The following is a 24,803-nucleotide window of genomic DNA, read 5'->3' on the forward strand; positions in this document are numbered from 1 at the left end:
CGAACCCGGTCGTTAAGTCCCTTTGCGCTGATGGTACTGCCCTGTGGTGGGGTGGGAGAGTAGGTCGCTGCCACGGTTTTTCTTGGAGGGGGTCGCCTGTTGGGGCGGCCCCTTCTTTTTTGTTGTGTTGGGGGGTGCCCGGGTGGGGTGCCCCCTTTTTTGTGTGCGGGCATGGTGGTGTGGGGGGTGGGTGGGGTCCCCCCGTTTTCTATGTAATCGTGGGTGTGGGGTGGTGTGCTACCCCGTGTGGGTGGGTTGTGGACAACCGGAGGCCCGGGAGGGGATGTCCGCTCCGGGCCTGGGAGAATCGAGCCATGACGACCATTCCCGCCGAGCTCCTGGCGGCCGCTGAGGCGGCCAAGGGGTTCATGCCCACCGACGAAGGCACCGCGCTCTACGAGACCGCGCTCGCCTATGCCCACCTCGGCCCGATCGTGGAGATCGGTACCTACTGCGGAAAGTCCACCGTCTTCCTCGGCGCCGCGGCTCGCCAGACGGGTGGGCGGATCCACACCGTGGACCACCACCGGGGATCCGAGGAGCACCAGGTGGGCTGGGAGTACCACGACACCACTCTCGTGGACGAGGTCACGGGGAGATTCGACACCCTTCCGCACTTCCGGCGCACGATCACCCAGGCCGGGCTCGACGACGAGGTCATCGCACTCGTCGGCCGCTCGGCCGACGTCGCCGCCGTGTGGGGCGCCCCGCTCGGGATGCTCTTCATCGACGGCGGCCACAGCGAGGAGGCGGCCCAGACCGACTACGCGTCCTGGAGCCCGCACGTCGCTCCGGGCGGGGCGCTCGTGATCCACGACGTCTTCCCCGACCCCGCGGACGGCGGCCGACCCCCCTACAACATCTACTGCCGTGCCCTCGAGTCAGGCAGGTTCACGGAGGTGCGTGTGATCGGTTCCATGCGGGTCCTCGAACGCACGTCGTGACACGCCGTCGAACCTTAAGCCTTCGGTAAGAACTTCGGCCCTGGGCGGCTGACCGACGGTCGCGCTGTTACGCCCCGGTATCGTGTGGGAGAGGGTTGAGCGAACGTGGCTTTATTCCCCGAGCCACCGCATCAGTCCGATTCTTACCGAACCGATCCGGGGCACAGGCGCGTCAAATACAGGACGGCACCGTGCCGGACGTGATTTGCCATGGGGGCGGGGAACTGAGCGAGAGCACACACGGCGAGGGCGGGGCGGATGGACAGCGTCCTGAGACCGACACGCCGGAGACGAACACCTCTGCCGAAGAGCTGTCCAGCGAGACGACCTCGGAGAGCGGCGTACCCGCTACCGGGGAGGACCAACCCTCCGCGGACGTAGCGGAACCCGAGGCCGAACCCGAGCACGACCCCGGGGTCTTCAAGACCAGCGGGTCCTTCCTACGTGAGCGCGTCGCCCAGACCCTCCAGGACCAGGGCTTCGGACCCTCCGGAGACGACGTCGACCCCGACCCCTCGGACCCCTCCGACGGGGAGGACGCGCCGTCCTCCGAGACGAACGGCAGCGACGCGGCCGACGCGCCGACGTCCGACGAGACCGAGAGCACCGCCGTCGGCGTCGTCGCCACCGGCGAGGCGCGCGCGGAGTCCCCGTCGTCCCCCGCGGAGGCCGCGCACCCCGACAGCGACGCGTCGTCCCCGGAGGAGCCCCCGTCCTCCGAAGAGCCCCCGTCCTCCGAAGAGCCCCCGTCCTCCGACGAGGCCGCGTCCGAGTCCGAATCCGCGTCCGAGGCCGAGCCGTCGACGCGCCCCCTCCAGCCGGTGGAGGCGGACGAGTCGATGTGGCCGTCCCCCCAGCGGATGTCGACCATGGCCTTTCCGCCCCCGAGCGGGGCGGGAGATGAGGCGCCGGGCCAGGCCGAGTCCGGGGCCCCGAACCAGGACCCGGGGCAGACGGACGAGCAGGCACCGGCCGCCGAGGCGGCCGCCGGTGCCGTCGCCACGAAGAACAAGGCCAAGGCGGCCGGGAAGGGGAAGAAGAAGGGCGGGAAGGCTCCGCTGTGGTGGCGGATCCTCCGTGTCTGCCTCGTGCTGATCGGGGTCGGCATCATCGCCGGATGCGGCGTGTTCGCCTACTTCTACACCACGGTGGAAGTCCCCGACGCGGCCCAGGCCGACGCCGTCGACGAGGGTTCGACCTTCTACTTCTCCGACGGTGAGACCGTGTTCGCCGAGCGCGGCGTCGCCCGGGAGATCATCTCCTACGACGAGATGACCGCGGGCGGCGACCACGTCGTCGAGGCCGTCATCTCGGCTGAGGACCGGGGCTTTTGGACCGAGCCGGGCGTCTCCCTGCGCGGTACCACGCGTGCGGTCTGGTCGACCGTCACCGGCCAGCAGGTCCAGGGCGGTTCCACCGTCACCCAGCAGATGGTGCGCAACTACTTCGAGGGCGTCTCCAACGACAGGACGATCGCGCGGAAGATCCAAGAGATCATCATCGCCATCAAGATCGACCAGAGCGAGACGAAGGAGTGGGTGATGCAGCAGTATCTCAACACCATCTACTTCGGCCGCCAGGCGTACGGGATCCAGGCCGCGGCGGAGGCCTACTACCACAAGGACGTCGACGAGATCACGCCGGAGGAGGCCGCCTTCCTGGCCGCCGCCATCCAGCAGCCGACCCCCTTCGGCCAGGCCGACGTGGAGACCACGCCCGAGATGGAGCAGCGCTGGCAGTACGTCGTCGACGGCATGGTCACCACCGGGGCGATCACCCAGACCGAGGCCGACGAGATGGAGTTCCCGGCCCCCGAGCCGGAGCGTCGGACCACCGATCTCAGCGGCTACCGGGGCTACATGTTCCAGGAGACGATGAGCGAGCTCGAACGGCTCGGCTACACCGAGGACATGGTCAACCGGCAGGGCTACCGGATCGTCACCACGTTCGACCAGGACATGATGGAGGCCGCCTACACGGCCGTCGACGAGAAGGTGTCGCAGGAGGAACTCCCCGAGGGCATCAACATCGGTCTGAGCACCGTGGACCCGGCGACCGGCGAGGTCCTGGCCTTCTTCGGCGGGCACGACTACAACGCCAACCAGTACGACAGCTCGTTCCTGGGCACGGCGCAGGCAGGGTCGGCGTTCAAGCCGTACGTGCTGGCCACCGCGCTGGAGCAGGGCTACAGTTTCGACTCCACCGTGGACGGGCGCGGGCCCCAGAACATCAACGGCGCCTCGATCCAGAACGCGGGCAACTCTCCCGGCGGCATCATGACGCTCCGCCAGGCGACCGAGGTCTCCAACAACCTCGGGTACATCAACCTCGCCCAGGAGGTGGGTTTCGAGGAGATCCGCGACACCGCCTACGCCGCGGGCCTGCCGGAGGGCAGCATCCTCGACAACCAGCTCGTCCCGGTCATGGCGCTGGGGCCGAGCAGCGTCCGGCCGGTTGACCAGGCCAGCGGGTACGCGACCTTCGCCAACGGCGGGACGCACGTCGAGGCGCACGTGGTCCGGGAGATCGTCAACCGCGAGGGTGAGAACGAACGGCCGGAGGTGGAGAGCAACCGGGCCCTCTCCGAGTCCACCGCCGCGGACCTCACCTACGTCCTGGAGAGTGTGGCCAACAACGGGACCGGCCGGAACGCGAACCTGTGGGACCCGGACCACCCCGTCGCGGGTAAGACGGGGACCGTCAGGGACGAGGTCAACGGTGGCACCGCCGCGTCCTGGTTCGTGGGGTACACACCTCAGCTGTCGACGGCCGTCGGGGTGTACAACGACGCCAACCGCGGTTTCACCATCCCCGGACAGAACATCTCCAGCACGGGTCTGCCGTCGCAGATCTGGAACAGCTACATGACGGCGGTGATGGAGAACTACGAGCCCGCGTCCTTCCCGGACCCGGCCTTCGGCGGGGACAACGAGTACTGGGCGCCCCAGGTGACGCCTGAGGCCCCCGAAGCGCCGGTCGAGGACACGCCGACCACCCCGGAGGTGCCGGAGATTCCGGAGGTTCCGGAGATCCCGGAGATTCCGATCGAGCCGGATCCGGGGTTCCCGGGTGAACCGGAGGAGCCGGGTGACCCCGGCACCGGTGACCCCGGTGAACCGGAGGACCCGGGCGGTCCGATCTTCCCGCCGGGCCGCGGCGAGGAGGAATAGGTGCGGCCCCGTACCGCCACGACGGCGGTGCGGGGCCTCGCGCGTGTCGGGGATCGCGGGGCGCGTCCCTAGGCGTCGTCCCAGGTGTGCAGGAAGACGCGGGACCCGTCGGTGGCGCCGGTCAGGGCGTCCACCGCGAGGATCACCGCCGCCGACGTCCACGTGCTGCGCTCCACGGGCCAGCGCACGTCCTCGGCGAACTGGTAGCCGGTCCAGTAGGCGCCGTCCTCAGCGTCCCGCAGGTGCTGCACGTCCGCGAGGACGCGCGTCCCGGCCTCGCGCTCGCCCATGGCCGCCAGGGCCAGGACCAGTTCGGAGGACTCCGCGGCGGTCACCCACGGCTGGTCGCTCACGCACCGCACCCCGAGACCGGGGACGACGAACCGGTCCCACCGCTGCTGGAGGCGTTCCTTGGCGGCCACTCCGCGCACGGCGCCGCTGAGGATCGGGTAGAACCAGTCCATCGAGAACCGGCTCCGGTCCGCGAACAGGTCCTCGTGGTCGTTGATGAGCGTCTCCAGCCGGTCGGCGGCCGCCTCCCACCCCGGGCGCTCGCGCCCCAGCCGGCCGCCCAGGGCGGCGCCGCAGCGCAGGGCGTGGTGGACGCTCGAACACACCGTGAGCAGTGCGTGGTCGCCCGGGGAGCCGTCCTCCGAACGCGCCCACATGATCTCCCCGTGGTCGCCGCGCAGGTTCAGGACGAACTCCAGCCCGCTCTCCACCACCGGCCAGGTGCGCTCGGCGAACTCCGCGTCCCCGGTGACCAGGAGGTGGTGCAGGAGGCCGACCGCCGGGTAGGCGGCGTGGTTGGCCTCGCGCAGGGCGGTGACGGGCGTGCCCTGGCGGAACTTGGCGGCCCATCCGCCGTCCGGGTGGCGGCTGTCCGCCAGCCACAGGTAGGCGCGGCGGGCCGCCTCGGCGTGCTCGGGCACGGTCCGCCCGGTCACGGTCAGGGCCATGGCGCACTCGACGTGGTCCCACACGTCGGTGTGGCCGCCGGGGAACCAGGGGATCGCTCCGCTCGGCTCCTGCGCGCGCGCCAGATAGGCGGCCGAGCGCAGGAGCTGGTCGGCGGTGAGGACCTCGGGCAGGGCGGGTGCGGCGGCCATCACGGCTTGCGCACGTACACGACGACGCTCTTGCCGATGACCGGGTTGAGCAGACGCTCGGCGACGCGGGTCACCTTCGGGGCCTGGAGCATGTCCCACACCAGGAGGTCGTGGTAGGCCCTGGCCGCCGGGTGGTCGTCGTTGGACGTGCCCACCGCGCACTTGATCCACCAGTAGGGCGAGTGCAGGGCGTGCGCGTGGTGGTGCGGGCCGATCTCGAATCCGGTGGCCTTGAGCTTGGCCTCCAGTTCGGCGCGGGTGTAGATGCGGATGTGGCCGCCCTCGTTGGTGTGGTACTCCTCCGAGAGAGCCCAGCACAGCCGCTCGGGCAGGAAGCTCGGCACGGTGACCGCGGCGATCCCGCCCGGTCGCAGGACCCGGAAGAGCTCCTTCATCGCGGCCGTGTCGTGGGGGATGTGCTCGAAGATCTCGGCGGCCACGACCCGGTCGAAGCTGGCGTCGTCGAAGGGCATGTCGAGGGCGTCGCCCTTGACCGTCTCCGCGGTGGCCTCCTCGGGCGCCTCGCCCTCGGCCCGCATGGCGGCGAACATCGTCTCGACCTCGGCCAGGTCACTGACGTTCTGGTCGAAGGCGACGACGTCGGCGCCGCGCCGGTAGATCTCGAAGGCGTGGCGGCCGCCGCCGCAGCCCAGGTCGAGCACGCGCTGGCCCGGGCCGACGGGGAACAGGTTGAAGTCGACGGTGATCAGTGGAGGCTCCCTACAGGTGTGATGCGCGGTCAGGCGTGGTGCGCGCGGGTCCCTGGCCAGAACCCCTGACGGCGTCGATGGTGGAGGCGTAGCGCTGGGCCGTGAGCTCGGCGACGGCCCGCCACGTGAACCGTTCCTGGACGCGGCGCCAGGCGGCGGCGCCCATGCGGGCGCGTTCCCCGGCGTCGTCCAGGAGGGCGGCGAGTTCGCTCGCCAGGACCTCGGGGTCGCCCGCGGCGACGAGCCGTCCGGCGTCGCCGTCGGTGCCGACGACCTCGGGCAGGGCTCCGGCCCGGCTGGCGACCAGGGGGGTGGCGCAGGCCATGGCCTCGACGGCGGGCAGGGAGAAGCCCTCGTAGAAGGAGGGGACGACGGCCACCTGTGCGCTGGCGATGAGTTCGGCGAGGGCGGTGTCGTCGATGCCGCTGACGAACTCGACGCGGTCGCGCAGGCTCAGCTCGTCGACGAGGCGGTCGGTGGGGCCTCCGGGCTTGGGCTTGCTGACGATGGTCAGTCGCACGTCGCGTTCGGTGGCGAGCTTGGCGGCGGCGCGCAGGAGGGTGGCCACGCCCTTGAGGGGGCTGTCGGCGCTGGCGGTGCACACGATCCGGCCGGGCACGCGCTCGGTGTCGGGGCGCGGGTGGAAGTAGCGGGTGTCCACACCGAGCGGTGTGACCTCCATGGCCGCCGGGTCGACGCCGAACTCGCGCGCGATGTCGTCGGCGGAGGAGCGGGAGGGGACGAGGATCGGGTCGAGCCTGCGCGCCACCCTGGCCTGCATGGCGACGAACCCGTACCAGCGGCGCTTGGAGAGCTTCTGGAGTCCGCGCGCCTCGGCGAGTTCGATCCGGCGGTCGACGCTGATGGGATGGTGGATGGTGGTGACCAGGGGGAGTCCGGCGGCCTTGATGCCGAGCAGTCCCCAGCCGAGGGTCTGGTTGTCGTGGACGACGTCGAAGTCGGCCAGTCGTCGGCGCAGTTCGCGGTTGGCGCGCAGGGAGAAGGTGAGCGGTTCGGGGAAGCCCGCGGTCCACATGGTGGCGACCTCGAGGACGTCGATCCAGTCGCGCCACTCGCGCACGGGCGGTGCGACGAACGGGTTGGCGTCGTTGTAGAGGTCGAGGGAGGGGACCGGCTCCAGGGTGACGCCCTCGTCCAGAACGGGGTAGGGCTGGCCGGAGAACACGGTCACCTCGTGTCCGAGGGCGGCCAGCTCGCGTGACAGGTGGCGCACGTAGACGCCCTGGCCGCCGCAGTGCTCCTTGCTGCGGTAGGACAGCAGCGCGACGCGGAGGGGGCGGTCGCCGGACGGGTGCGGGCTCGGTCCCGTGCTGGTGCCCGACTGGGTCAAGAGTCCACCTCTTCGTTGGGTCGCGGGCCCGGTCGCCGCCGCGCCGTCGGACAGCCGCGGACGGTGGGCGTCCCGGTGGGGGCGCGCGTGTTCGCCGGTGAACAGGCGTCCCATATGTTACTCGGGAGTTTTGTGCGGATCGGCGTCGGGCTGGTTGGTAAGGGATCCTATGCGCGGCTTGCGTGGTCGGTGACGGCGACCCATCGGGGCTGGTCGTCGGGGCCGGTCCGGGCGGCGCGGCCGCGTTCCTCCAGGGTGCGCAGGTGCGCGGCGGTCTCGGAGGCGGCCATGTGGCGGGCCAGGAGGCGCATGTCCGCCCAGGGCCGCTTCCAGCGCAGGCGCGAGGTGAGTTCCCACAGGGTGGCGGGGCCCGCGTCGAGGAGGGCGGCCATCGCGTCGAGGCGCTCCTCGTGGTGGGCGACGATGCGCGCGGTGCGGTCGGCCAGTCCGGTGAAGCGGGTCTCGTGTGAGGGAAGGCACAGCAGGCGGTCGGCGTCGGGGAGGGCCCCGACCGCTTTCTGGGAGGCGAGGAAGGCGCCGAGCGGGTCCCCGGTGGGGGCGTGGAGGGGGAACTGGCCCACGTGCGGGGTGATGCCGGGCAGGACGTGGTCGCCGGTGAAGAGGACGTCGCCGTCGGCCAGGCGTAGGCACAGGTGTCCGGGCGTGTGGCCGGGGGTCCACAGGACGCGCAGGTCCCGGCCGGGCAGATCGACGGTGGCGCCGTCGTCCAGGGCGGTGTCGGGGACGGCGGAGGGGGCGATGACGTGGGGGGCGGCGAGGAAGGCCTCGACGTCCTCGTCGGGGAATCCGGCGGCGCGGAACTGCGCGGCGACGAGGTCGGCGCGGTGGGGCGGGCTGGCGGAGGCGAGCTGTTCGGTGACGGCGATGTCGGCGGGGTGCATCGCGACCCAGGCGTCGGAGGCCACGCGCAGTCGGGCGGCGAGTCCGGAGTGGTCGGGGTGGAAGTGGGTCAGGACGGCGCCGCGGACGTCCTCGACGGTGTGTCCGGTCTGTTTGATCCCCTGGACGAGCCCGTCCCAGGAGTCGTCGTGGTTCCAGCCGGTGTCGACGAGGACGGGGCCCGCGTCGCCTTCCACGAGGTAGACGAGGGTGGCGCCGAGGGGGCTGTGGGGGATGGGGACCGGCAGGCTCCACACGCCGTTGCCGAGGTCCTCGACCGGGGGGACGTCGTTCATGGTCGACCTCTTCGCTAGAAACCGAATCGGGTTCGATTCTAGGGCGGGCGGTGTCGGCCGGGTCGGCGGCGGGGGTGCCCCAGGCTCGGGAGGCGGGCTCGGCGGCGTGGCCCGGCGGCAAAATAGAACATATTCTACAAATGCGGTCTGGCGATCCGAAAACCATGCCCATGTCCTCGTATTGCTACCGCCACGTCGGGCAATGAGGCGAGGATCATGGGTTCGAAGCGCTGCGCGGGCGGGAAATCTTTGGATAACGTGTTCTCGGCCGGAGCCCCGGTGGGCGCCGGCTCGGACGAACGGCTCTCGGGACCGCGGCGAGTGGGCGGCGCGCGGACCGATGACGAATGGGAGAACCCTGTGGCGGTGCAGGCGCCGACCGGAACCTTGTCGCGAAGTCAGACCCAGCGCCGCAAGCGCATCGTGCAGACCGCGGCGGCCCTGGCCGTGCGGGGCGGCGTGGACGCCATGCAGATGCGCTCGGTGGCCGAGCGCGCCGGGGTCGCCCTCGGCACGCTCTACCGGTACTTCCCCTCCAAGATGGACCTCGTCGTCGCGGTGGTCACCGAGGAGCTCGACCTGTTGGAGGGCGGCATCGTCCGCCGTCCGCCCACCGCGGAGACCCCCGCCGGCCGCGCGGTCGACGTCCTGCTGCGCGCCACCCGGGGGCTGATGCGCGAGCCCGAGCTGGCCGACGCGCTCGTCCGCTCGCTCATCATGGCCGAGGTCAAGGTCGAACTCGACACGCGCATCTCCGACCTGGTGTGGCGGGTGGCCACGGACCACCTGGAGGGTGTCGCGCCCGGCGGGGCCGAGGACGGTGACACCGGGGCGGACGTCGACCGCGACGACGCCGGGTACGTCCTGGTCGGTTCGCTGACGAGCGTGTGGATCTTCGAGCTGGTGGAGATCCTCAAGGGCCGTCGGGACGTCGACGAGGTCGAGCGGCGCCTGCACACCGCCGCCGAGCACCTGCTCGCCTCCTTCTGAGCCCGAGCGCCCGGCGGTGCGTCCGGGGCGCCCGAAACCTCCGCGCGCCCGGCGCGGCTCAGCCGTCGCCGAAGAGGAAGCCCAGCAGACCATCGAGGAAACCGCCCCCGGCCCCCTCGTCCTCGGGGTCGGCGGCCGCGTCCTCCTCCTCGCCCTGGGAGCCGTCCGCGCCCGTCCCGTCGTCCGGCGTGGGGGAGCTCGGCGCGTCCGTGGGCGAGACGGAGGGCGTCGGCGGCGGAGCGTCCGCTGCGTGCTCACTCTGCTCACCGTGTCCCCCGGCCGACTCCTGCGGCGCGTGCTCGGAGGGCTGGGCGTCCTGTCCCTGGCGGTGTTCGGTGCGGGGGGTCTGCGGCTGGTCGGCGTCCTGTCCGGCCGCCTCGGCCGCCGGTCTGCCGTCCGGGGCGGTGGCGGCCGTCTCCGCGTCCTGGGTCATGGGGCTGCGTTCGGCCTCGCGCGTGTCGGTGCCGATGATCGTGGAGGGCGCGCCGAGGGCGCTGGCCCACCACCACAGGGCGACCGCCAGCACCACGGTGACCACCCCGGAGACGGCGGGCAGCGGCCAGCGCCGGGGGGAGGGACCGTCGGCGCTGTCGTCCGCGGGGGCGGCACGCGGTCCGGGAAGCGGGGTGGTCGGCTCGGTGCGCACGGGGTGGTCGCGGGTGGTCACCCGGTCCCGTGGCAGCGCGCGGGGCAGTGGTTCGACCGCGGGCGCGGAGGGCTCCGGCTCGGGTTCCTCGGTGGAGCCGCCGAGGCGCGCGCGGTGCACCGGATAGCCGTCGCTGGTGAGCGGGCGCGCCGCGGCGGCGATCCGCTCGCGCGCCTGGGCGCGGTCGGGGTCCACGCAGGTGCGCACGACCAGGTCGCGCAGGCCGGGCGGCGGCCCCGGCGGGCGGAGCAGGGCCAGGGCGAAGGAGACCTCCTGGACGCGGGTGCGCCACGCGGCGGCGGGGGACCCGTGGGCGTCGGCGCCGTCCTCGTCGAGGTCGGCCAGGCCGTCGGCGGCGCGGCGGATCGCGGAGCGGGACAGTTCCGCGCACAGTTGGGTGTCCAGGCCCAGGATCCGGGCGATCGCGGAGACCGGCAGCGCGTGGCGCAGGTTGAGTTCGACCAGTTCGCGGTGGCTGGACGGTAGCCGGGAGAACATCCGGGCCACGGGCTCCTCGGCGGGGACGGTCGCCAGCCGGGCGTAGGGGCAGGTGAGGGCGAAACCGCGGCGTTGGCAGGCCGAGCGGACCAGGGCGTAGAGCCAGGAGCCCCGATCGCCGTCGTCGGCGAGTTCGGCGGACAGGACCACCCCGGCCACCAGTCCGTCGTGGACGGCCTCGGCGACGCGGTCGGCGGCGCCCCGGTCGGCGGGTTCCCGTGTCGGGTCGGTGGCGTGGCGAGGATCGGCCCCGCCGCCCAGCAGGGACCAGGCGTACCGGTACAGGGCCGGTGCGAAGGCGTCGTAGAGCCGCTCGACCGCCTCCGGGGTCGGTTCGTCGCTTTCTGTGCTTCTGGTCACGATTCTCCCCCCGCTCCACCCGTGACGGTAGCGGGGGCCGGCGTCTGGCGCGGGCGTTTCGGTGACGTTGGCCGCGAAGGTGAGGGTTCTGTTATCACGGGCGGCGCCGACCCGACGCGTGGTCGGGTCGGCGCCGTCGGGCCCGGAGGGCTACTCGCCGCCGCGCGACGGGGAGCCGATGGCGATCATCCGCTCGACCGAGCGGCGGGCGCGCGCGGAGGTGTCGGCGTCGACGGTGATCTCGGTCGTGCCGTGGCGCAGCGAGTCGAGCAGCTTGTCGGCGTCGATCATCTTCATGTAGTGGCACTCGGCGCGCGCGTTGACCGGCTCGAACCGGGTGGTCGCGTTGGCGTTGCGCAGCTGGTGCAGCATGCCGGTCTCGGTGGCGATGAGCACCTTCGCGGCGGTGGTGTTCTCGGCGGCGGTGAGCATGCCGCCGGTGGAGAGCACCTTGACGCGGTCCTCGGGGACGGCGCCGCTGCCCACGAGGTAGAGGGCGGAGGTGGCGCAGCCGCACTCGGGGTGGACGTAGACCTCGGCGTCGGGTTCGGCGGCGACCCGCTCGCGCAGGGTGTGGCCGTCGATCCCGGCGTGCACGTGGCACTCGCCCATCCACACGTGGATGTTGTCCCGGCCGGTGACGCGCTTGACGTGGGCGCCCAGGAACTGGTCGGGGAGGAAGAGGATCTCCTGGTCCTCGGGGATGGACCGGATGACGTCCGCGGCGTTGGACGAGGTGCAGCAGATGTCGGTCTCGGCCTTGACCGCCGCGGTCGTGTTGACGTAGGCGACGACGACCGCGCCGGGGTGCTCGGCCTTCCAGGCGCGCACGTCCTCGGCGGTGATGGTGTCGGCGAGGGAGCACCCGGCGTTGGGGTCGGGGAGCAGGATCGTCTTCTCGGGGGCGAGGATCTTCGCGGTCTCGGCCATGAAGTGCACGCCACAGAAGACGATGGTGCTGGCGTCGACGCTCGCGGCCAGGCGGGAGAGGGCCAGGGAGTCGCCGGTGTGGTGGGCCACGTCCTGGATTTCCGGGCGCTGGTAGTTGTGCGCGAGGATGACGGCGTCGCGCTCGTCCGCCAGGCGGCGGACCTCGGCGGCCCATTCCTGCCTGGTCATGGTGTCCGCCGTGGCGGTGACCGGTGCCATGTCGTACTACTTCCTTGAGGCTGTGGGCACGTCGTACGGGCTCCGTGCCGGTGGTGGCCGGTGCTGGTGGACAGGTTTTAGCCTGTCAGGCACAAACCTGGTTCAGCTTAACATGGCGTGGAACGGAAGGGACGGGGTGGACATCCCTCAGGTAAACGGACAGGCCATGACGCATGGTGCGGGTGGGGCCCAGCCCCTCGCGGCACACGAGGCGCTGGCCGTCGTCCTCCAGATTCGCGCAGGGGAGCTGTGCGTCCTTCTGTGGCGGCGGGCACTGCCGCCGTGCGCGGGGGAGTGGTCCCTGCCCGGCGGCAGGCTGGGGCCGGGCGAGAGCCTGGGCGCCTCCATCCGGCGCCAGCTCGCGCAGAAGGTGGACGTGCGGGACCTGGCCCACCTCGAACAGCTGGAGACCCGCAGCGACCCCGAGCGCCACCCCGACCGCCGCACGCTCGCCACCGCCTACCTGGGCCTGGTGCCCGCCCACATCGACCCCGTCGTGCCCGACGACACCGGCTGGCACCCGGCCGCCGACCTGCCGACGATGGCCTTCGACCACGCCGCCATCGTCCGTTCCGGGCGGCTGCGGCTGCGCGCCAAGCTGGGCTACACGAACGTCGGCTTCGCCCTGGCGCCGCCCGAGTTCACGATGTCGGAGCTGTCCGGCTACTACCGCGCGGCCCTCGGTTACGACGTGGCCGCCACCAACCTGCGCCGGGTCCTGCTGCGCCGCGGCCAGATCGAGGAGACCGGCCGCTCGGTGCCCTCCGGCCGCTCCGGCGGGCGCCCCGCCGCTCTGTTCCGCTTCCGGGCCCGGGAGTTGGAGATCACCGACGCCTTCGCGGTGCTGCGGCCGCCCGAACGCGGCTGACGGCGGACGGCCCCCCGACGCCGCCCGGACGCACCCGGGCACGCCTTGTACACTCCCTCATCGTGGCAATTCGTACTGTGGTGTTCGACGTCGGAGAGACGCTGGTCGACGAGACGCGGATCTTCGCGCGCTGGGCCGACCGCCTCGGAGTCCCGCACATGGCGTTCTTCGGCACCATCGGCGGTGTCATCGCCTCCGGCGGCACCCTCACCGACGCGTTCCGGCTCGTCGTGCCCGGGTTCGACCTCGCGACGGAGAGCGCGCGCTGGCGCTCCGAGGACCCCCACGGCGAGCGCGAGCACTTCGGCGAGAAGGACCTGTACCCCGACGTGCGTCCCGCCTTCGCCGCCATGCGCGAGGCGGGGCTCTCCCTGGTGATCGCCGGGAACCAGCCCCCCGAGGCCGGACCGGCGCTGGCCGCCATGGACCTGGGCGTGGACGGCATCGGCATCTCCGACGACTGGGGTGTGAGCAAGCCCGACGCCGCCTTCTTCGACCGCGTCCTCACGCTCGCCGGCACCGCCCGTCCGGGGATCACCGCGGGCGAGATCCTCTACGTCGGGGACCGCGTCGACAACGACGTCCTGCCCGCCCGCGCCGCCGGGATGCGCGCCGCCCTGCTCCGTCGCGGCCTGTACGGCTACCGGCACGCCGTCGACCCGGACGCGGGCCGGGCCGACGCGGTCGTGGACGACCTCCACCAACTCACCGCCTGGATCGCCGCCCAGGTCTGAGGGGCCGGGGCATTCCCGTGCGCGGCGTCGGACATCTCACGTCGTACACGTGTCCGCCTTGGTCCGGCGTGTCACCCGTTTGGTCTACCTTCGCCTGGGTAGCGTGCCATTCTGCGCACGCCTCCCACCACCGTCCGCCCCCGAATGGAGGCAGCCCGGCCGATGATCACGTTCGAGGGCGCCAGCAAGCACTACCCGGACGGCACCGTCGCCGTCGCGGACCTGGACCTGACCGTCGAGGCCGGAGCGACCACCGTCTTCGTCGGCCCGTCCGGCAGCGGCAAGACCACGTCGCTGCGGATGATCAACCGGATGGTCGAACCCACCGGCGGCACCGTCCGCGTCGACGGAAGGGACGTCCGCGACCAGGACCCCGCCGTGCTGCGCCGGTCGATCGGCTACGTCATCCAGCAGGCGGGCCTGTTCCCGCACCGCACCGTCCTGGACAACATCGCCACCGTTCCCCTCCTCCTGGGCTGGCGCAGGGCCAGGGCACGGGCGCGCGCCGCCGAGCTGATGGAGCTCGTCGGCCTCGAACCGTCCCAGGCGCGGCGCTACCCCCACCAGCTCTCCGGCGGACAGCAGCAGCGCGTGGGGGTCGCCCGCGCCCTGGCCGCCGACCCGCCCGTCCTGCTCATGGACGAGCCGTTCAGCGCCGTCGACCCCGTCGTGCGGGCCACCCTCCAGGACGAGCTGCTGCGCCTCCAGCAGGAGCTGCACAAGACCATCGTGTTCGTCACGCACGACATCGACGAGGCCGTCCGGCTCGGCGACCGCATCGCCGTGTTCCGGCCCGGCGGCGTGCTCGCGCAGTACGACGCGCCTGAACGTCTGCTCGCCGAGCCCGTGGACGCGTTCGTGGAGTCCTTCATCGGCTACGACCGGGGCGTGCGCCGGCTGTCCTTCTTCTCCGCCCGCGCGCTGTCCCCGCGCGAGGACACCGTGTTCGACGACCAGACCCGGGCCGAGGACGCGCGCGAGATCGCCGCGGGCCACGGCACCCCCTGGGTGCTCGTGGTCAGCGCCGAACGCATGCCCCTGGGCTGGGTGGACACCGACCAGCTCGCCCGGGTGCCCTCGGGCGTCCCGCTCGGCGGGCTCGACCTAGCCCCCTACGGGCACACCTTCAACGTCGGCGCCGACTCGCTGCGCGCCGCCCTGGACGCCGCGGTGCTCTCCCCGGCGGGGCGGGCCGTGGGCGTGGACGACGACGGGCGCGTGGTCGGCGTGGTCTCCCAGGACGACCTCGGCGCCGCGCTGTGGTCGGTGGCCGAGTGAGCGCGGCCGAGACGGCGCACGCGTCGGTCGCGGCCTGGGACTGGGTCACGCGCGTCGCCGGGTGGGGGGTGGACAACTGGAGCCACCCGGGCGACCCCGACCGCGGCATCCAGCCGCGCCTGATCCAGCACATGCGGCTGTCCTACCTGTCCATCGGCATCGGACTGGCGCTGGCCCTGCCCCTGGGCCTGGCGTGCGCGCGGTGGCGGCGCCTGTACCCGCCGGTGCTGACCGGCGTGAACGTGCTCTACGCCGTGCCCTCGATCGCGCTGTTCTTCCTCATGCTCCCCTACACCGGGTTCAGCGACTGGACGGCGGTCATCCCGCTGGCGCTGTACACGCTGGTCATCCTGCTGCCCAACGTCGTCGACGGGCTTCGGCAGGTGCCCGACCACGTGCGCCAGGCGGCCGTGGCGATGGGCTTCGGCCCGCTGCGCCGCCTGGTGTTCGTCGAGACCCCGGTGGCGGTCCCGGTGATCATCGCCGGGCTGCGGGTGGCCTCGGTGGCCACCATCAGCATGGTCAGCGTCGCCTCCCTCGTCGGGCTCGGCGGTCTGGGGCAGCTGATCCTCACCGACGGGTTCCGGCGCCAGTTCGACGCGCCCATCGTCATCGGCATCCTGCTGACGGTCGCGCTCGCGTTGGTCACCGACGCCCTGCTCGTCCTGGCGCAGCGCCGGCTCACCCCGTGGGCGCGCCGGGACCGGACGCGGACCCGGCGCGTCCGGGCGGCCGCCGCGGCGGAGAAGGGGTAGCCATGGAGATCCTGACCGACCTCTACCTGTGGTTCGCCGACCCCGCCCAGTGGTCCGGCGACGCCGGGATCCCGGCGCGGCTGGGCGAGCACGTGTACTACTCGGTGCTCGCGCTGGTGCTGTCCAGCCTCGTCGCGGTGCCGTTGGGCCTGCTCACCGGACACACCGGCGTGGGCGGTTTCGCCACCACCAGCCTGGCCAACTTCGCCCGTGCCCTGCCCACGATCGGCGTGCTGTTCCTGGTCGTGCTGTTCGCGGGGATCGGCCTGGTCCCGGTGGTGTGCGCCCTGGTGGCGCTGGCGGTGCCGCCGATCCTGGTCAACACCCACGAGGGCGTGCGCGGGGTCGAGCCGCGGCTGAGGGACGCCGCCCTGGGGATGGGCATGCGCGGCCGGGAGGTGCTGCTGAGCCTCGAACTCCCGGTGGCCACCCCGCTCATCCTCATCGGCGTGCGCACCGCCGCCGTGCAGGTGGTGGCGACCGCGACCATCGCCGCCTACGTCGGCGTGGGCGGCCTGGGCCGGTACATCGTGGACGGACAGGCCCGCCAGGACCTGACGATGATGCTGGGCGGTTCCGTGCTCGTGGTGGCCCTGGCCGTGGCCACCACGCTCCTGTTCGCCGGGTTGCGGAGGCTGCTCGTCGCACCCGGACTGCGCGCCGAGACGGCGTAGCGCGCACACCGAGAGAGAAGGTTGGGACATGCGGAACAGAATCGCCCTCGTCGGGCTCCCGCTGGCGCTGCTGCTGAGCGCGTGCGGTGCGAGCGACCCCTACGAGGAGGGCGGCTCCGGCGGGGAGGGCGACGGGAGCGGCGCCGTCGTGGTCGGGTCGGCCGACTTCCCGGAGAGCCAGCTGCTGGCGGAGATCTACGGACGGGCCATGGAGGCCGCCGGGGTCGAGGTCGAGTACCAGCTGGGCATCGGCAGCCGGGAGGTGTACTACTCGCAGATCGAGTCCGGCAACCTGGCGGTCTTCCCCGAGTACAACGGCGCCATCCTCGCCTACCTCGACGAGGACGCCCCCAGCGGCTCCAGCGAGGAGACCGACGCGCTGCTGGAGGAGGCGCTGCCCGAGGGGCTGGAGATCCTGGACTCCTCGGCCGCCGAGAACAAGGACTCGGTGACCGTCACCCGGGAGACCGCCGACGAGTACGGCCTGACCAGCCTGGCGGACCTCGCCGAGGTGTCCGGGGAGATGGTGCTCGGCGGGCCGCCGGAGTTCGAGACGCGCCAGCAGGGCGTGGTCGGGCTGGCCGAGGTGTACGGCGTGGAGTTCGCGTCCTTCCGGTCCGTGGACGTGGCCCTGCTGACCCAGGCGCTGCTGGACGGGGACGTGCGGGCCGCGAACCTGTTCACCACCGACCCGCAGATCGCCGCGAACGGGTTCGTCGTGCTGGAGGACCCGGAGAACCTGTTCGGCGCGCAGAACGTCACGCCGCTGGTCAACTCCGACCAGGTCGGACCGGAGGCGCGCGCGGCGCTCGACGCGGTGTCCGCCGCCCTGACCACCGAGTCGCTGACCGCGCTCAACGAGCGGGTGATCATCGACAACGAGAACGCGGCCGACGTCGCCCAGGAGTGGCTGGCCGAGGAGGGCCTGGCCGGGTAGCCGAAGCCGTCTCACGGGAACGGCCGCGCACGGAGGGAGTCCGTGCGCGGCCGTCACGCGTTCCGGCGGGACGGGGGAGCTACAGGCCCTCGCCGTGGACCGAGCCGGGGGTGCCGCCGGTGGTGGCGTAGGCGCCGGTCGCGCTCTTGTCCCGCCACTCGTCGAAGGACAGCTGCCAGTAGCCCCAGCCGTTGTACCACTCCACCTCGCGGTCGGTGCCCGTGGTGTCCAGGACGTCGCCCATCAGGGTGTTCTCGTACAGCCAGCGCGCGTCCTCCATCCGGAGGTTGGTGCAGCCGTTGGAGGTGTTGGCGACGCCGATGTTGGAGTTGTAGGACGCCTCGTGCAGGTACTCGCCCGAGTTCGTGGTGCGGATGCCGTACCGGACCGTGGTGTTGTAGCCGGGCATGTCCTCGGGCATGTCCGTGGTGGAGGAGTCCATCGTCACGCTCTCGGCCCGCTCCATCAGGACGTGGGTGCCGCTGGTCGTGGTGTCGAACCGCACGGTGGAGGCCCCGTTGCTGACCGGGATGACGCGCTCCCGCTCGCCGTCGGTGGTGACGACGAGTTCGTGGTCGGGCACGTGCATGGTGAGGATCCGCTCGGGGCCGATCTCGAACGCGAGGCGGTAGTTCTTGACGCCGTACACGCCGTCGGCGGCCTCCACCCCGGCCAGACGCATGTTCACGGTGACGCTCTGGTGCGGCTCCCAGTACTCCTCGGGCCGGAAGACCGCCGTCATGTCGTTGTCCAACCAGCCCCACGCGCCGGTGACGCCCTGGTCGGAGACGACCTCCATGGCGCTCTCCACCTGGGCCTTGTTGGTCACCGGCAGGTCGAAGTCGACCACGATCGGCATGCCCACGCCGACCGTGGCGCCGCTCAGGGGTCGGTTGGTCGCTAGTTCCAGGCGCTGTCCGGCGACGGCGGGCGTGGTCGTGAACTCGGCCGTCTCCTCGGTGGTCTGGCCCGACCCGTCCTCCGCGGTGGCGGTGACGACCACCTCCGCGCCGGGGCGCAGGGTCCAGTCGCTGACCCACTCCGTGGCGTCCTCGTTGAGGGACCCCGTCACCGTGTAGAGGTCGCCGCCCTCCGCCTGCTCCCCGTCCGGCAGGCTCGCCGCGTCGACCACGGTCTGCTCGACGCGGACGTCGGTGATCTCACCGCCCTCGGCGGTCACGCGTACGGGGGTGTTCGGCGCGATCTCCTCCGCGCCGGTCTCCGGGGTGATGCTCAGTTCGGCGGACCCGGACGCGCCGTTCTGGGCGGACGCGTTGTTCTGGGTGTCCGCCTCACCGGTCGTGCAGGCGGTCGCGGCGAGGGCGAGCACCGCCAACCCGATGCCGAGTCCGCGCGCCCCCGCCGCGTGGTTCCTTGCCGCCACGTGTGAACCTCCATGCCGTCCGTTGACCATCCACTGAATGGGATGCACGGAGGCGCAAAAGGTTCAGAGGTTCATAAAATCCACACGGTTCGCCGACGACGTCAGGTCAGCGCGTGGTAGCGGCCCGACCAGCGGGCCAGTGCGGGGCCCCGCCCCGCGACCTCCGGCAGGCCGACGACGTCGGCGAAGAAGACCACGTGGTCGCCGACCGGGACCCGGAGGCGGACCGAGCACTCCAGCGCGGCCAGCGCCTCCTCCAGCACCAGCGCGCGGGTGCGCTCACCCCGGTGGTGGGGCTGGCCCGAGACCAGCAGGCGCGCGCTCGGGCGTCCCTCGGCGGCGAACCGCCCGGCCAGGGCACGCTGGCCCGCGCCGAGCACGCTCACCGCGAACGCGCCGACCTCCTCGATCACCTCGGCCATGTATCCGTCCGCGTGCACGCTCACCGACACGATCGGCGGGTCGGCGGACACGGACCCGAAGGCGCTGACCGTCGCGCCGACGTCGTCGCGGCCGTCGGCGACGGTCACCACGGTCACGCCGGTCGGCAGCAGCGCCATCGCGTCCAGGAACGGCCCGGTCAACGGATCTCCCAGCCGTCGGCCATCGACAGCGGACCCGTCACGGGCAGCCCCATCGCCAGGGCGGCGTCGGTCAGCGACCCCCACGGGCTCAGCGTGCTCTGCGGCTGCGCGGTGGCCAGGTCCTCGCTGGACTCGTGCGGGCGGAACCGGTCCAGGGGGTGCGTGCGCGGGAAGGCGCGCAGCGGCAGCGGCCCGGCGTCGGCCTTCTCCCGGGCCAGGCGCACCGCGGTCGCCAGTCCGCCCAGTTCGTCCACGAGTCCGCGCTCGTGGGCGTCGCGGCCGGTCCACACGCGGCCCCGGGCCACCTCGTGCACCTGCTCGCGGGTCATGCCGCGCGCCTGGGCGACCTTGCCGACGAAGTCGTCGTAGATCTCGTCCAGCAGGGCGTTGATCCGCTCCCACTCGGACTCGGTGAACGGGTGCGTGGTGTCGAACATGCCCGCGTGCTCGCCGGTGCTCACCGCGTCCGTGGTCACGCCGAACCGCTCCATGAGGGCGCCGAACACCGGTTTGCCGGTGATCACGCCGATCGACCCGGTGATCGTGCCGGGCTGGGCGACGACCGCGTCCGCGCCCAGGGTCACGTAGTAGCCGCCCGACCCGGCGACGTCGCCCATGGCGGCGATCACGGGGATGCCCGCCTCGCTGGTGAGCCGGCTCTCGCGGCGGATGGCGTCGGAGGCGGTCGGGGAGCCGCCCCGGCTGTCCACCCGGAAGACCACCGCCTTGACCTGCGGGTCGCGCCGGGCGGCGCGGAAGGCGGCGGTGACGGTGTCCGAGCCCATGATCGAGCCGCCGCCCAGCGGCGAGCGGCGCGACCTGCCCAGGGTGATCGCGCCGTGGCCGGTGATCAGCGCGATGTAGCCGGGGCCGTCGCCGAGGGAGGGCTTGGGCATGGGCGTGTGCTTGCGGTGGTAGCGGGCCACGTACTGCAGTTCGGGGTCCCCGCCACCGGGGTGCTCGGCGCGCACCCGCTCCGTGAGCTCCTCGTACACCTCGTCGCGGTAGGCCAGCGCGTCGACCAGCCCGGCGTCGAGCGCTTCCTTGGCCAGGAGCGGCCCGCGCGAGACGAGCTCGCGGACCTTGTCCTCGGTCAGGTCGCGCGCCTCGGCGACGGCCTCGGTGATCTGGTCGCTGAGCGAGGTGACGATGCGGTCGGCGGCCTCGCGGTGCGCCTCGGTGAACCCGGTCTCGGTGACGCCGTTGAGGGCGTTCTTGTACTCGTGGCGCTTGCCGACCTCGTAGGTGACGTCGAGCCTGTCGATGGCGCCCTTGACGAAGGTGCTGCGCATGATCAGGCCGGTCAGCCCGAGGACGCCGGTCGGGGACATCACCACGCGGGAGAAGGCGCACGCCAGGTAGTAGGGCAGGTTGCCCGAGCCCAGCTCGCCGAAGGAGTCGGCCCAGGCGACCGCGGCCTTGCCCGAGGCGCGGAAGTCGGCGACCGCGTCGCGCAGTTCCTGGGTCCTGGCGAAGCCGAGCGGACGGCCGTCGATGCGGACGATCAGCGCGGCCGCCTTCGGGTCGCGCGCGCCGCGCCGGATGCCCTCGACGACGTCGAGGAAGTGCTGCCGACGGCGGTTCACGATCTGGCTGATCGGGTCTCCGGGGGCCTCGTCGGCGACCCCCTCGGTCAGGTCCAGCTCCAGCACCAGCGGCCCGTGCGGGCCCGGGCGGAGACGGGAGAGGGACAAGGGCTCCGTGATCTTCGCGAGGTCCACCATGGCCCCAGCCTAACGGCCGGTGCGCGGAGCGGCCCCGTGCCGGCGTGAGGGGGTGCGCGCCGTGGCCGAGGGGCCCCGGGGCGTGCGCGGGCGGTGTGTTGGCGCGGTGTCGGGGACCGTTAGGGTCGTGGGTGTTCTGAGCACGGGACGCATGGCTGAGAGGGACGAGGCATGGCGGGCACGAACGACGGGGCCGGTCGACGGCGGCGGACATCCGCCGCGCGCACCGTTGCGGGAGTCGCCGCGGCCGCCGCGGCGCTGACGGTGCTGGCCGCCTGTTCCGGTGGCGGCGGCGGTGACGGCGGGCCGGAGATGGCGCTCGGCGACAGCGGCCTCATGGAGGGCGTCGCGCCTCCGGGCCCCGAGGGCTTCACCCCGGTGGAGGTCGCGGGCATCGCGATCAACGCCCCGGACGGGTGGGACGTCCAGAACGAGGGCGACTCGCTGTGCATGACCCCGCCCGGCCAGGAGGCGTGCGCCTACGGTTCGGTCCAGCTCGTGGCCAGGGCGGCGGCGAACCAGCCCCAGGGCTGGCCCCTGGAGGGCGAGGCCTACCGGGAGGACGAGGGCTGGGCGGCCGCCCCCGACAACTGCCGCAGCCTCAACACCGCGGCCTCCGGCGACATCGGGGTGGAGGGCTCCACCCTCAGCGAGTCCGGCTTCTTCGAGGACCACGCGGACGGCCTGACCTCCCACCAGGCGATGTGGGACGTCACCTGCGTCAACGACGAGACCTTCCGGGTGCGCATGTGGTTCCTGCCGATCAGCGACGTGCTGCTCTACGTCTGGTCGGTGGACGCCCAGTACGAGGAGGTCTACACCCAGATCGCCGCGTCGATGGACACCTCCGGCTACCGGGACTGAGCCGTGGCCGCCGCCGGGTCCGTCCGGGGGCGTTCACGCGATGGGTGCCCGTCAGCCCTCCGGAGGCCATAGGGTCGTAGTCGTCAAGTGACGATGACAGTTCGGCTACGGCGCGAATCGGGGTGCAGCACTGGTGACCACCAATGGAGCGGCGGGACGTGTGGTTCAGTACACGCTCGGCAACGGATTGCGGCTGGTGACCGCGCCGGCGTCCACCGGGAGGGTCGCCGCGGTGAACCTCTGGTACGGGGTCGGGTCCCGCCACGAGGTGCCCGGCCGCACCGGGTTCGCGCACCTGTTCGAGCACCTGATGTTCCAGGGCAGCGGGAACGTCGTCAAGGGTGAGCACTTCGAGGTGGTCGAGCGGCTCGGCGGCGACATCAACGCCTCCACCTCCACCGACCGCACGAACTACTACGAGACGGTGCCCGAGCACGCGCTCGACCTCATCCTGTGGTTGGAGGCCGACCGCCTGTCGACGCTGCGCGACGGGATGACCCAGGAGGTCCTGGACAACCAGCGCGACGTCGTCAAGAACGAGCGCCGCCAGCGCTACGACAACCAGCCCTACGGCACGGCCCTGGAGCGCATCCTGCGCCTGGGCTACCCCGAGGGCCACCCGTACCACCACCCGACCATCGGCTCCATGGCCGACCTGGACGCCGCCGACCTGGACTACGTCAAGTCCTTCCACAAGGCGCACTACGGCCCGGACAACTGCGTCCTGACCGTCGTCAGCGACCTGGACCCCGAGGACGTCCTGGCGCGCGTCGAGCGGTTCTTCGGGCCCATCCCCGCCCGCGACGCCCTTCCCGAGGCGCCCGACGCCACCCTGTCCGCGCCGCTGGGCGGCCCGGTCCGCGACGCCGTCACCGAGACCGTGCCCGCCGCCGGGGTGTTCGCCGGGTACCGCGTCGGCCCGTACGGTTCGCGGGACTTCGACGTCATGCACCTGGCCTCGGCCGTGCTGGGCCAGGGGCAGGGCAGCCGCCTGTACCGCGCGCTCGTGGTCGACCGTCCCATCGCCGCCGACGACGGCGGGGCGGCCGCCGACATCCTGCCGTTCCGCTACACCGACAGCCTGATGCTGGTGAACATGCTCGCCCGCGAGGGCGTCAGCGGCGACGAGCTGGAGACCGCCATGCGCGAGGAGATCGCCAAGCTCGCCACCGGCATCACCGAGGAGGAACTCGACCGCGCCCGGGCCGTCCTGGAGCGCGACCACCTCCAGGCGCTCGCCAGCCCGGCGGGTCTGGCGGACGCCATCGGCAGCGCCACGCAGCTGCTGGGCGACCCCGAACTCGTCTTCACCTGGCCCGAGCGCTGGGCCGACATCACCGCGGAGGAGGTGCGGTCGGCGGTCGAGCGCCTGCTCGTCGACGACAACCTGCTCGTGGTCCGCTTCGACCCCGAGACCGCCGAGGCGTCCTCGGAGCCCGAGCCCGCCGCCTCCTAGCACAGGCCCTGTCACCGCAAGTCGCAGAAAGAGCCGTAGAGCATGACCCAGAGTCGCCCGGACCTCGGTTCCCCAGCGTCCTACTCGTTCCCCAAGCCCCAGCGGATCACCGTCGGGGGCGGCACGGTCGTCGCCGTCGACGTGCCCGGTCAGAACCTGGCCTCCCTCCGCCTCGTGCACCCCCACGGCGGTGCCGCCGAGCCGCTCGACGCGATGGGCGTCAGCGTGCTCACCAGCGAGGTCCTGGAGGACGGCCCCGACGGCAACAGCTCCCTCGCCCCGGCCCTGGAGAGGCACGGCGCCGAGTGGGTCTCCAGGGTCACCTGGGACGGTTTCATCACCGGGCTCGACGTCCCGGTGAACCGCCTGGGCGACGCGGTCCGCCTGTTCGCCGACGCGGTGCGCCGCCCCGCCCTGACCGACGCCGACGTCGTCCGCCGCCGCGACCAGCTCCTGGAGCGGTTCTGGCTGGAGGCGGCCTCCGCGTCCACACTCGCCATGCGCTGCCTGGGCGGGCAGCTGTTCACCGGCCGCTACGCCACGCCGCTGTCGGGCGGCCCGGTCCGGCTGGCCGACGTCACCCCGGAGACGGTGGCGCGCTACCACAACGACTTCGTCGCCTCGGTGGCCGGGACGCTCGTGGTCGTCGGCGACCTGCACGGGGTCGACCTGGAGGCCCTGGGCAAGACCGTGTTCGGGGACGTGGCCTCGACGCCGGAGCCGGAGCTGACCGCGCCCGCTCCGCCGCCCGGGGAACTGCCCCGCCTGCTCATCGTGGACCGGCCCGGTTCGGTGCAGTCCGCGCTGGTCATCGCGCACCGCGCCCCGTCGCGCTCCCAGGTGGACCTGCCGCGCGCCGAGGGCGTCGGCGAGGTCCTCGGCGGGATGTTCACCTCCCGGCTCAACATGGAGCTGCGCGAGCGGCTCGGCTACACCTACGGCGCCGGGGCGCGGTTCGACCTGCGCCGCGACAGCGGGGTCTTCTTCGCCTCCACGCAGGTCGAGGCGGACACCACGGCGCACTCGATCACCTCGTCCCTGGAGCAGATCGTCAAGCTCCGCGAGTCGGGGGTGACCGAGGACGAGCTGGCCTCGGTCCGCGAGTCCAACGTCGTGGGCCTGCCGGTCGCCTACTCGACCGCGCGGGCGATCGCGGGCGCGTTGGTGGACATCGTCGTGCACGACCTGCCCGACGACCACGTCGACCGCAACCGCGCCGGCTACGAGCGGCTCACCCGGGCCGACCTCGACTCCGCCGCCGTCGAGTACCTTCACCCGGAGGAGGCGGTCGTGGTCGTGGTCGGCGACGCCGAGCGGCTGCGCCAGCCCCTCACCGACATCGGAGTGGGCCCGGTCGAGGTGCGCTCGCCCGAGTCCCTCTGGACCTGACCGTCGCACCGGGCGCGGCGATCCCCGCCGCGC

At 72.4% G+C, this 24,803-nt stretch carries 21 protein-coding genes; 12 read left to right on the plus strand and 9 right to left on the minus strand.

What is annotated here, in order from left to right; all coding sequences use genetic code 11:
- The first annotated feature begins 314 nt into the window (after positions 1-314).
- A complete protein-coding gene (locus AB0I72_RS26085; protein WP_358573213.1) occupies positions 315-944 on the plus strand; it encodes a class I SAM-dependent methyltransferase in 630 nt (209 codons plus the stop codon).
- 191 nt (positions 945-1,135) lie between these two features.
- Positions 1,136-4,114, plus strand: a complete 2,979-nt coding sequence (locus tag AB0I72_RS26090) for a transglycosylase domain-containing protein (RefSeq protein ID WP_358573215.1) — start codon at positions 1,136-1,138, stop codon at positions 4,112-4,114.
- 68 nt (positions 4,115-4,182) lie between these two features.
- Here the strand turns inward: AB0I72_RS26090 and AB0I72_RS26095 are convergent, their stop codons facing one another.
- The 4 genes from AB0I72_RS26095 to AB0I72_RS26110 form a co-directional block, all read right to left on the minus strand.
- Positions 4,183-5,223, minus strand: a complete 1,041-nt coding sequence (locus AB0I72_RS26095) for a prenyltransferase (RefSeq protein ID WP_358573217.1) — start codon at positions 5,221-5,223, stop codon at positions 4,183-4,185.
- Positions 5,223-5,933, minus strand: a complete 711-nt coding sequence (locus AB0I72_RS26100) for a class I SAM-dependent methyltransferase (RefSeq protein ID WP_358573286.1) — start codon at positions 5,931-5,933, stop codon at positions 5,223-5,225. The genes AB0I72_RS26095 and AB0I72_RS26100 overlap by 1 nt, the downstream gene beginning before the upstream one ends.
- Before the next feature lie 10 nt (positions 5,934-5,943).
- Positions 5,944-7,284, minus strand: a complete 1,341-nt coding sequence (locus tag AB0I72_RS26105) for a glycosyltransferase family 4 protein (RefSeq protein ID WP_358573219.1) — start codon at positions 7,282-7,284, stop codon at positions 5,944-5,946.
- A 167-nt stretch (positions 7,285-7,451) separates the two neighbouring features.
- Entirely contained in the window at positions 7,452-8,480 is a 1,029-nt protein-coding gene (locus AB0I72_RS26110; RefSeq protein ID WP_358573221.1) for an MBL fold metallo-hydrolase, read from the minus strand.
- Between the two features lie 360 nt (positions 8,481-8,840).
- On the opposite strand from AB0I72_RS26110, the gene AB0I72_RS26115 reads away from it, so the two are divergent.
- A complete protein-coding gene (locus AB0I72_RS26115; RefSeq protein ID WP_358573223.1) occupies positions 8,841-9,470 on the plus strand; it encodes a TetR family transcriptional regulator in 630 nt (209 codons plus the stop codon).
- A 58-nt stretch (positions 9,471-9,528) separates the two neighbouring features.
- Here AB0I72_RS26115 and AB0I72_RS26120 read toward each other — a convergent pair whose 3' ends face one another.
- Together AB0I72_RS26120 and nadA are read right to left on the minus strand one after the other, a co-directional pair.
- Complete coding sequence (locus tag AB0I72_RS26120) at positions 9,529-10,974, minus strand: sigma-70 family RNA polymerase sigma factor (protein ID WP_358573225.1); 1,446 nt, start codon at positions 10,972-10,974, stop codon at positions 9,529-9,531.
- Between the two features lie 150 nt (positions 10,975-11,124).
- Positions 11,125-12,123: a quinolinate synthase NadA gene (gene nadA, locus AB0I72_RS26125; RefSeq protein ID WP_358573227.1), complete on the minus strand. Its 999-nt coding sequence runs from the start codon at positions 12,121-12,123 to the stop codon at positions 11,125-11,127.
- 166 nt (positions 12,124-12,289) lie between these two features.
- Between nadA and AB0I72_RS26130 the strand changes: the two genes are divergently transcribed.
- The 6 genes from AB0I72_RS26130 to AB0I72_RS26155 all read left to right on the plus strand — a co-directional run bounded on the left by AB0I72_RS26130 (position 12,290) and on the right by AB0I72_RS26155 (position 17,369).
- The gene (locus tag AB0I72_RS26130; RefSeq protein ID WP_358573229.1) at positions 12,290-12,991 is read left to right on the plus strand and encodes an NUDIX domain-containing protein; all 702 of its coding nucleotides are present in this window, start codon (positions 12,290-12,292) and stop codon (positions 12,989-12,991) included.
- Between the two features lie 62 nt (positions 12,992-13,053).
- Positions 13,054-13,725 carry an HAD family hydrolase gene (locus AB0I72_RS26135; protein ID WP_358573231.1) on the plus strand — a complete coding sequence of 224 codons (672 nt, stop codon included), beginning with the start codon at positions 13,054-13,056 and terminating at the stop codon, positions 13,723-13,725.
- A gap of 162 nt (positions 13,726-13,887) precedes the next feature.
- The gene (locus AB0I72_RS26140) at positions 13,888-15,003 is read left to right on the plus strand and encodes an ATP-binding cassette domain-containing protein (protein WP_358573233.1); all 1,116 of its coding nucleotides are present in this window, start codon (positions 13,888-13,890) and stop codon (positions 15,001-15,003) included.
- Complete coding sequence (locus tag AB0I72_RS26145; protein ID WP_358573235.1) at positions 15,000-15,758, plus strand: ABC transporter permease subunit; 759 nt, start codon at positions 15,000-15,002, stop codon at positions 15,756-15,758. The genes AB0I72_RS26140 and AB0I72_RS26145 overlap by 4 nt, the downstream gene beginning before the upstream one ends.
- Positions 15,759-15,760: 2 nt before the next feature.
- Positions 15,761-16,432 (plus strand): ABC transporter permease, encoded by a 672-nt coding sequence (locus tag AB0I72_RS26150; RefSeq protein WP_358573237.1) that lies wholly within the window; start codon positions 15,761-15,763, stop codon positions 16,430-16,432.
- Between the two features lie 28 nt (positions 16,433-16,460).
- The gene (locus AB0I72_RS26155) at positions 16,461-17,369 is read left to right on the plus strand and encodes an ABC transporter substrate-binding protein (RefSeq protein WP_358573239.1); all 909 of its coding nucleotides are present in this window, start codon (positions 16,461-16,463) and stop codon (positions 17,367-17,369) included.
- Between the two features lie 79 nt (positions 17,370-17,448).
- Here AB0I72_RS26155 and AB0I72_RS26160 read toward each other — a convergent pair whose 3' ends face one another.
- The 3 genes from AB0I72_RS26160 to sppA form a co-directional block, all read right to left on the minus strand.
- Entirely contained in the window at positions 17,449-18,753 is a 1,305-nt protein-coding gene (locus AB0I72_RS26160; protein WP_358573241.1) for an Ig-like domain-containing protein, read from the minus strand.
- Positions 18,754-18,854: 101 nt separating this feature from the next.
- The gene (locus tag AB0I72_RS26165) at positions 18,855-19,313 is read right to left on the minus strand and encodes a flavin reductase family protein (protein WP_358573288.1); all 459 of its coding nucleotides are present in this window, start codon (positions 19,311-19,313) and stop codon (positions 18,855-18,857) included.
- A gap of 20 nt (positions 19,314-19,333) precedes the next feature.
- Positions 19,334-21,061: a signal peptide peptidase SppA gene (gene sppA, locus AB0I72_RS26170; protein ID WP_358573243.1), complete on the minus strand. Its 1,728-nt coding sequence runs from the start codon at positions 21,059-21,061 to the stop codon at positions 19,334-19,336.
- Positions 21,062-21,232: 171 nt separating this feature from the next.
- Between sppA and AB0I72_RS26175 the strand changes: the two genes are divergently transcribed.
- The 3 genes from AB0I72_RS26175 to AB0I72_RS26185 all read left to right on the plus strand — a co-directional run bounded on the left by AB0I72_RS26175 (position 21,233) and on the right by AB0I72_RS26185 (position 24,770).
- Positions 21,233-21,925, plus strand: coding sequence for a hypothetical protein (locus AB0I72_RS26175; protein ID WP_358573245.1), 693 nt, complete (start codon positions 21,233-21,235; stop codon positions 21,923-21,925).
- Between the two features lie 133 nt (positions 21,926-22,058).
- On the plus strand, positions 22,059-23,381 hold the full coding sequence (locus tag AB0I72_RS26180; RefSeq protein WP_358573247.1) for a pitrilysin family protein: 1,323 nt from the start codon (positions 22,059-22,061) through the stop codon (positions 23,379-23,381).
- A 42-nt stretch (positions 23,382-23,423) separates the two neighbouring features.
- Complete coding sequence (locus AB0I72_RS26185) at positions 23,424-24,770, plus strand: pitrilysin family protein (RefSeq protein ID WP_358573249.1); 1,347 nt, start codon at positions 23,424-23,426, stop codon at positions 24,768-24,770.
- Positions 24,771-24,803: the final 33 nt, after the last annotated feature.

It is taken from the genome of Nocardiopsis sp. NPDC049922 (assembly GCF_040660275.1).
Lineage (GTDB): Bacteria > Actinomycetota > Actinomycetes > Streptosporangiales > Streptosporangiaceae > Nocardiopsis.

Bases quoted from the DNA above. Each gene is read 5' to 3' on its own strand.
- sppA (WP_358573243.1), bottom strand. From the start codon at position 21,061: ATGGTGGACCTCGCGAAGATCACGGAGCCCTTGTCCCTCTCCCGTCTC.
- AB0I72_RS26165 (WP_358573288.1), bottom strand. From the start codon at position 19,313: ATGGCGCTGCTGCCGACCGGCGTGACCGTGGTGACCGTCGCCGACGGC.
- AB0I72_RS26175 (WP_358573245.1), top strand. From the start codon at position 21,233: ATGGCGGGCACGAACGACGGGGCCGGTCGACGGCGGCGGACATCCGCC.
- nadA (WP_358573227.1), bottom strand. From the start codon at position 12,123: ATGGCACCGGTCACCGCCACGGCGGACACCATGACCAGGCAGGAATGG.
- AB0I72_RS26140 (WP_358573233.1), top strand. From the start codon at position 13,888: ATGATCACGTTCGAGGGCGCCAGCAAGCACTACCCGGACGGCACCGTC.
- AB0I72_RS26085 (WP_358573213.1), top strand. From the start codon at position 315: ATGACGACCATTCCCGCCGAGCTCCTGGCGGCCGCTGAGGCGGCCAAG.
- AB0I72_RS26110 (WP_358573221.1), bottom strand. From the start codon at position 8,480: ATGAACGACGTCCCCCCGGTCGAGGACCTCGGCAACGGCGTGTGGAGC.
- AB0I72_RS26150 (WP_358573237.1), top strand. From the start codon at position 15,761: ATGGAGATCCTGACCGACCTCTACCTGTGGTTCGCCGACCCCGCCCAG.
- AB0I72_RS26130 (WP_358573229.1), top strand. From the start codon at position 12,290: ATGACGCATGGTGCGGGTGGGGCCCAGCCCCTCGCGGCACACGAGGCG.
- AB0I72_RS26185 (WP_358573249.1), top strand. From the start codon at position 23,424: ATGACCCAGAGTCGCCCGGACCTCGGTTCCCCAGCGTCCTACTCGTTC.
- AB0I72_RS26095 (WP_358573217.1), bottom strand. From the start codon at position 5,223: ATGGCCGCCGCACCCGCCCTGCCCGAGGTCCTCACCGCCGACCAGCTC.
- AB0I72_RS26155 (WP_358573239.1), top strand. From the start codon at position 16,461: ATGCGGAACAGAATCGCCCTCGTCGGGCTCCCGCTGGCGCTGCTGCTG.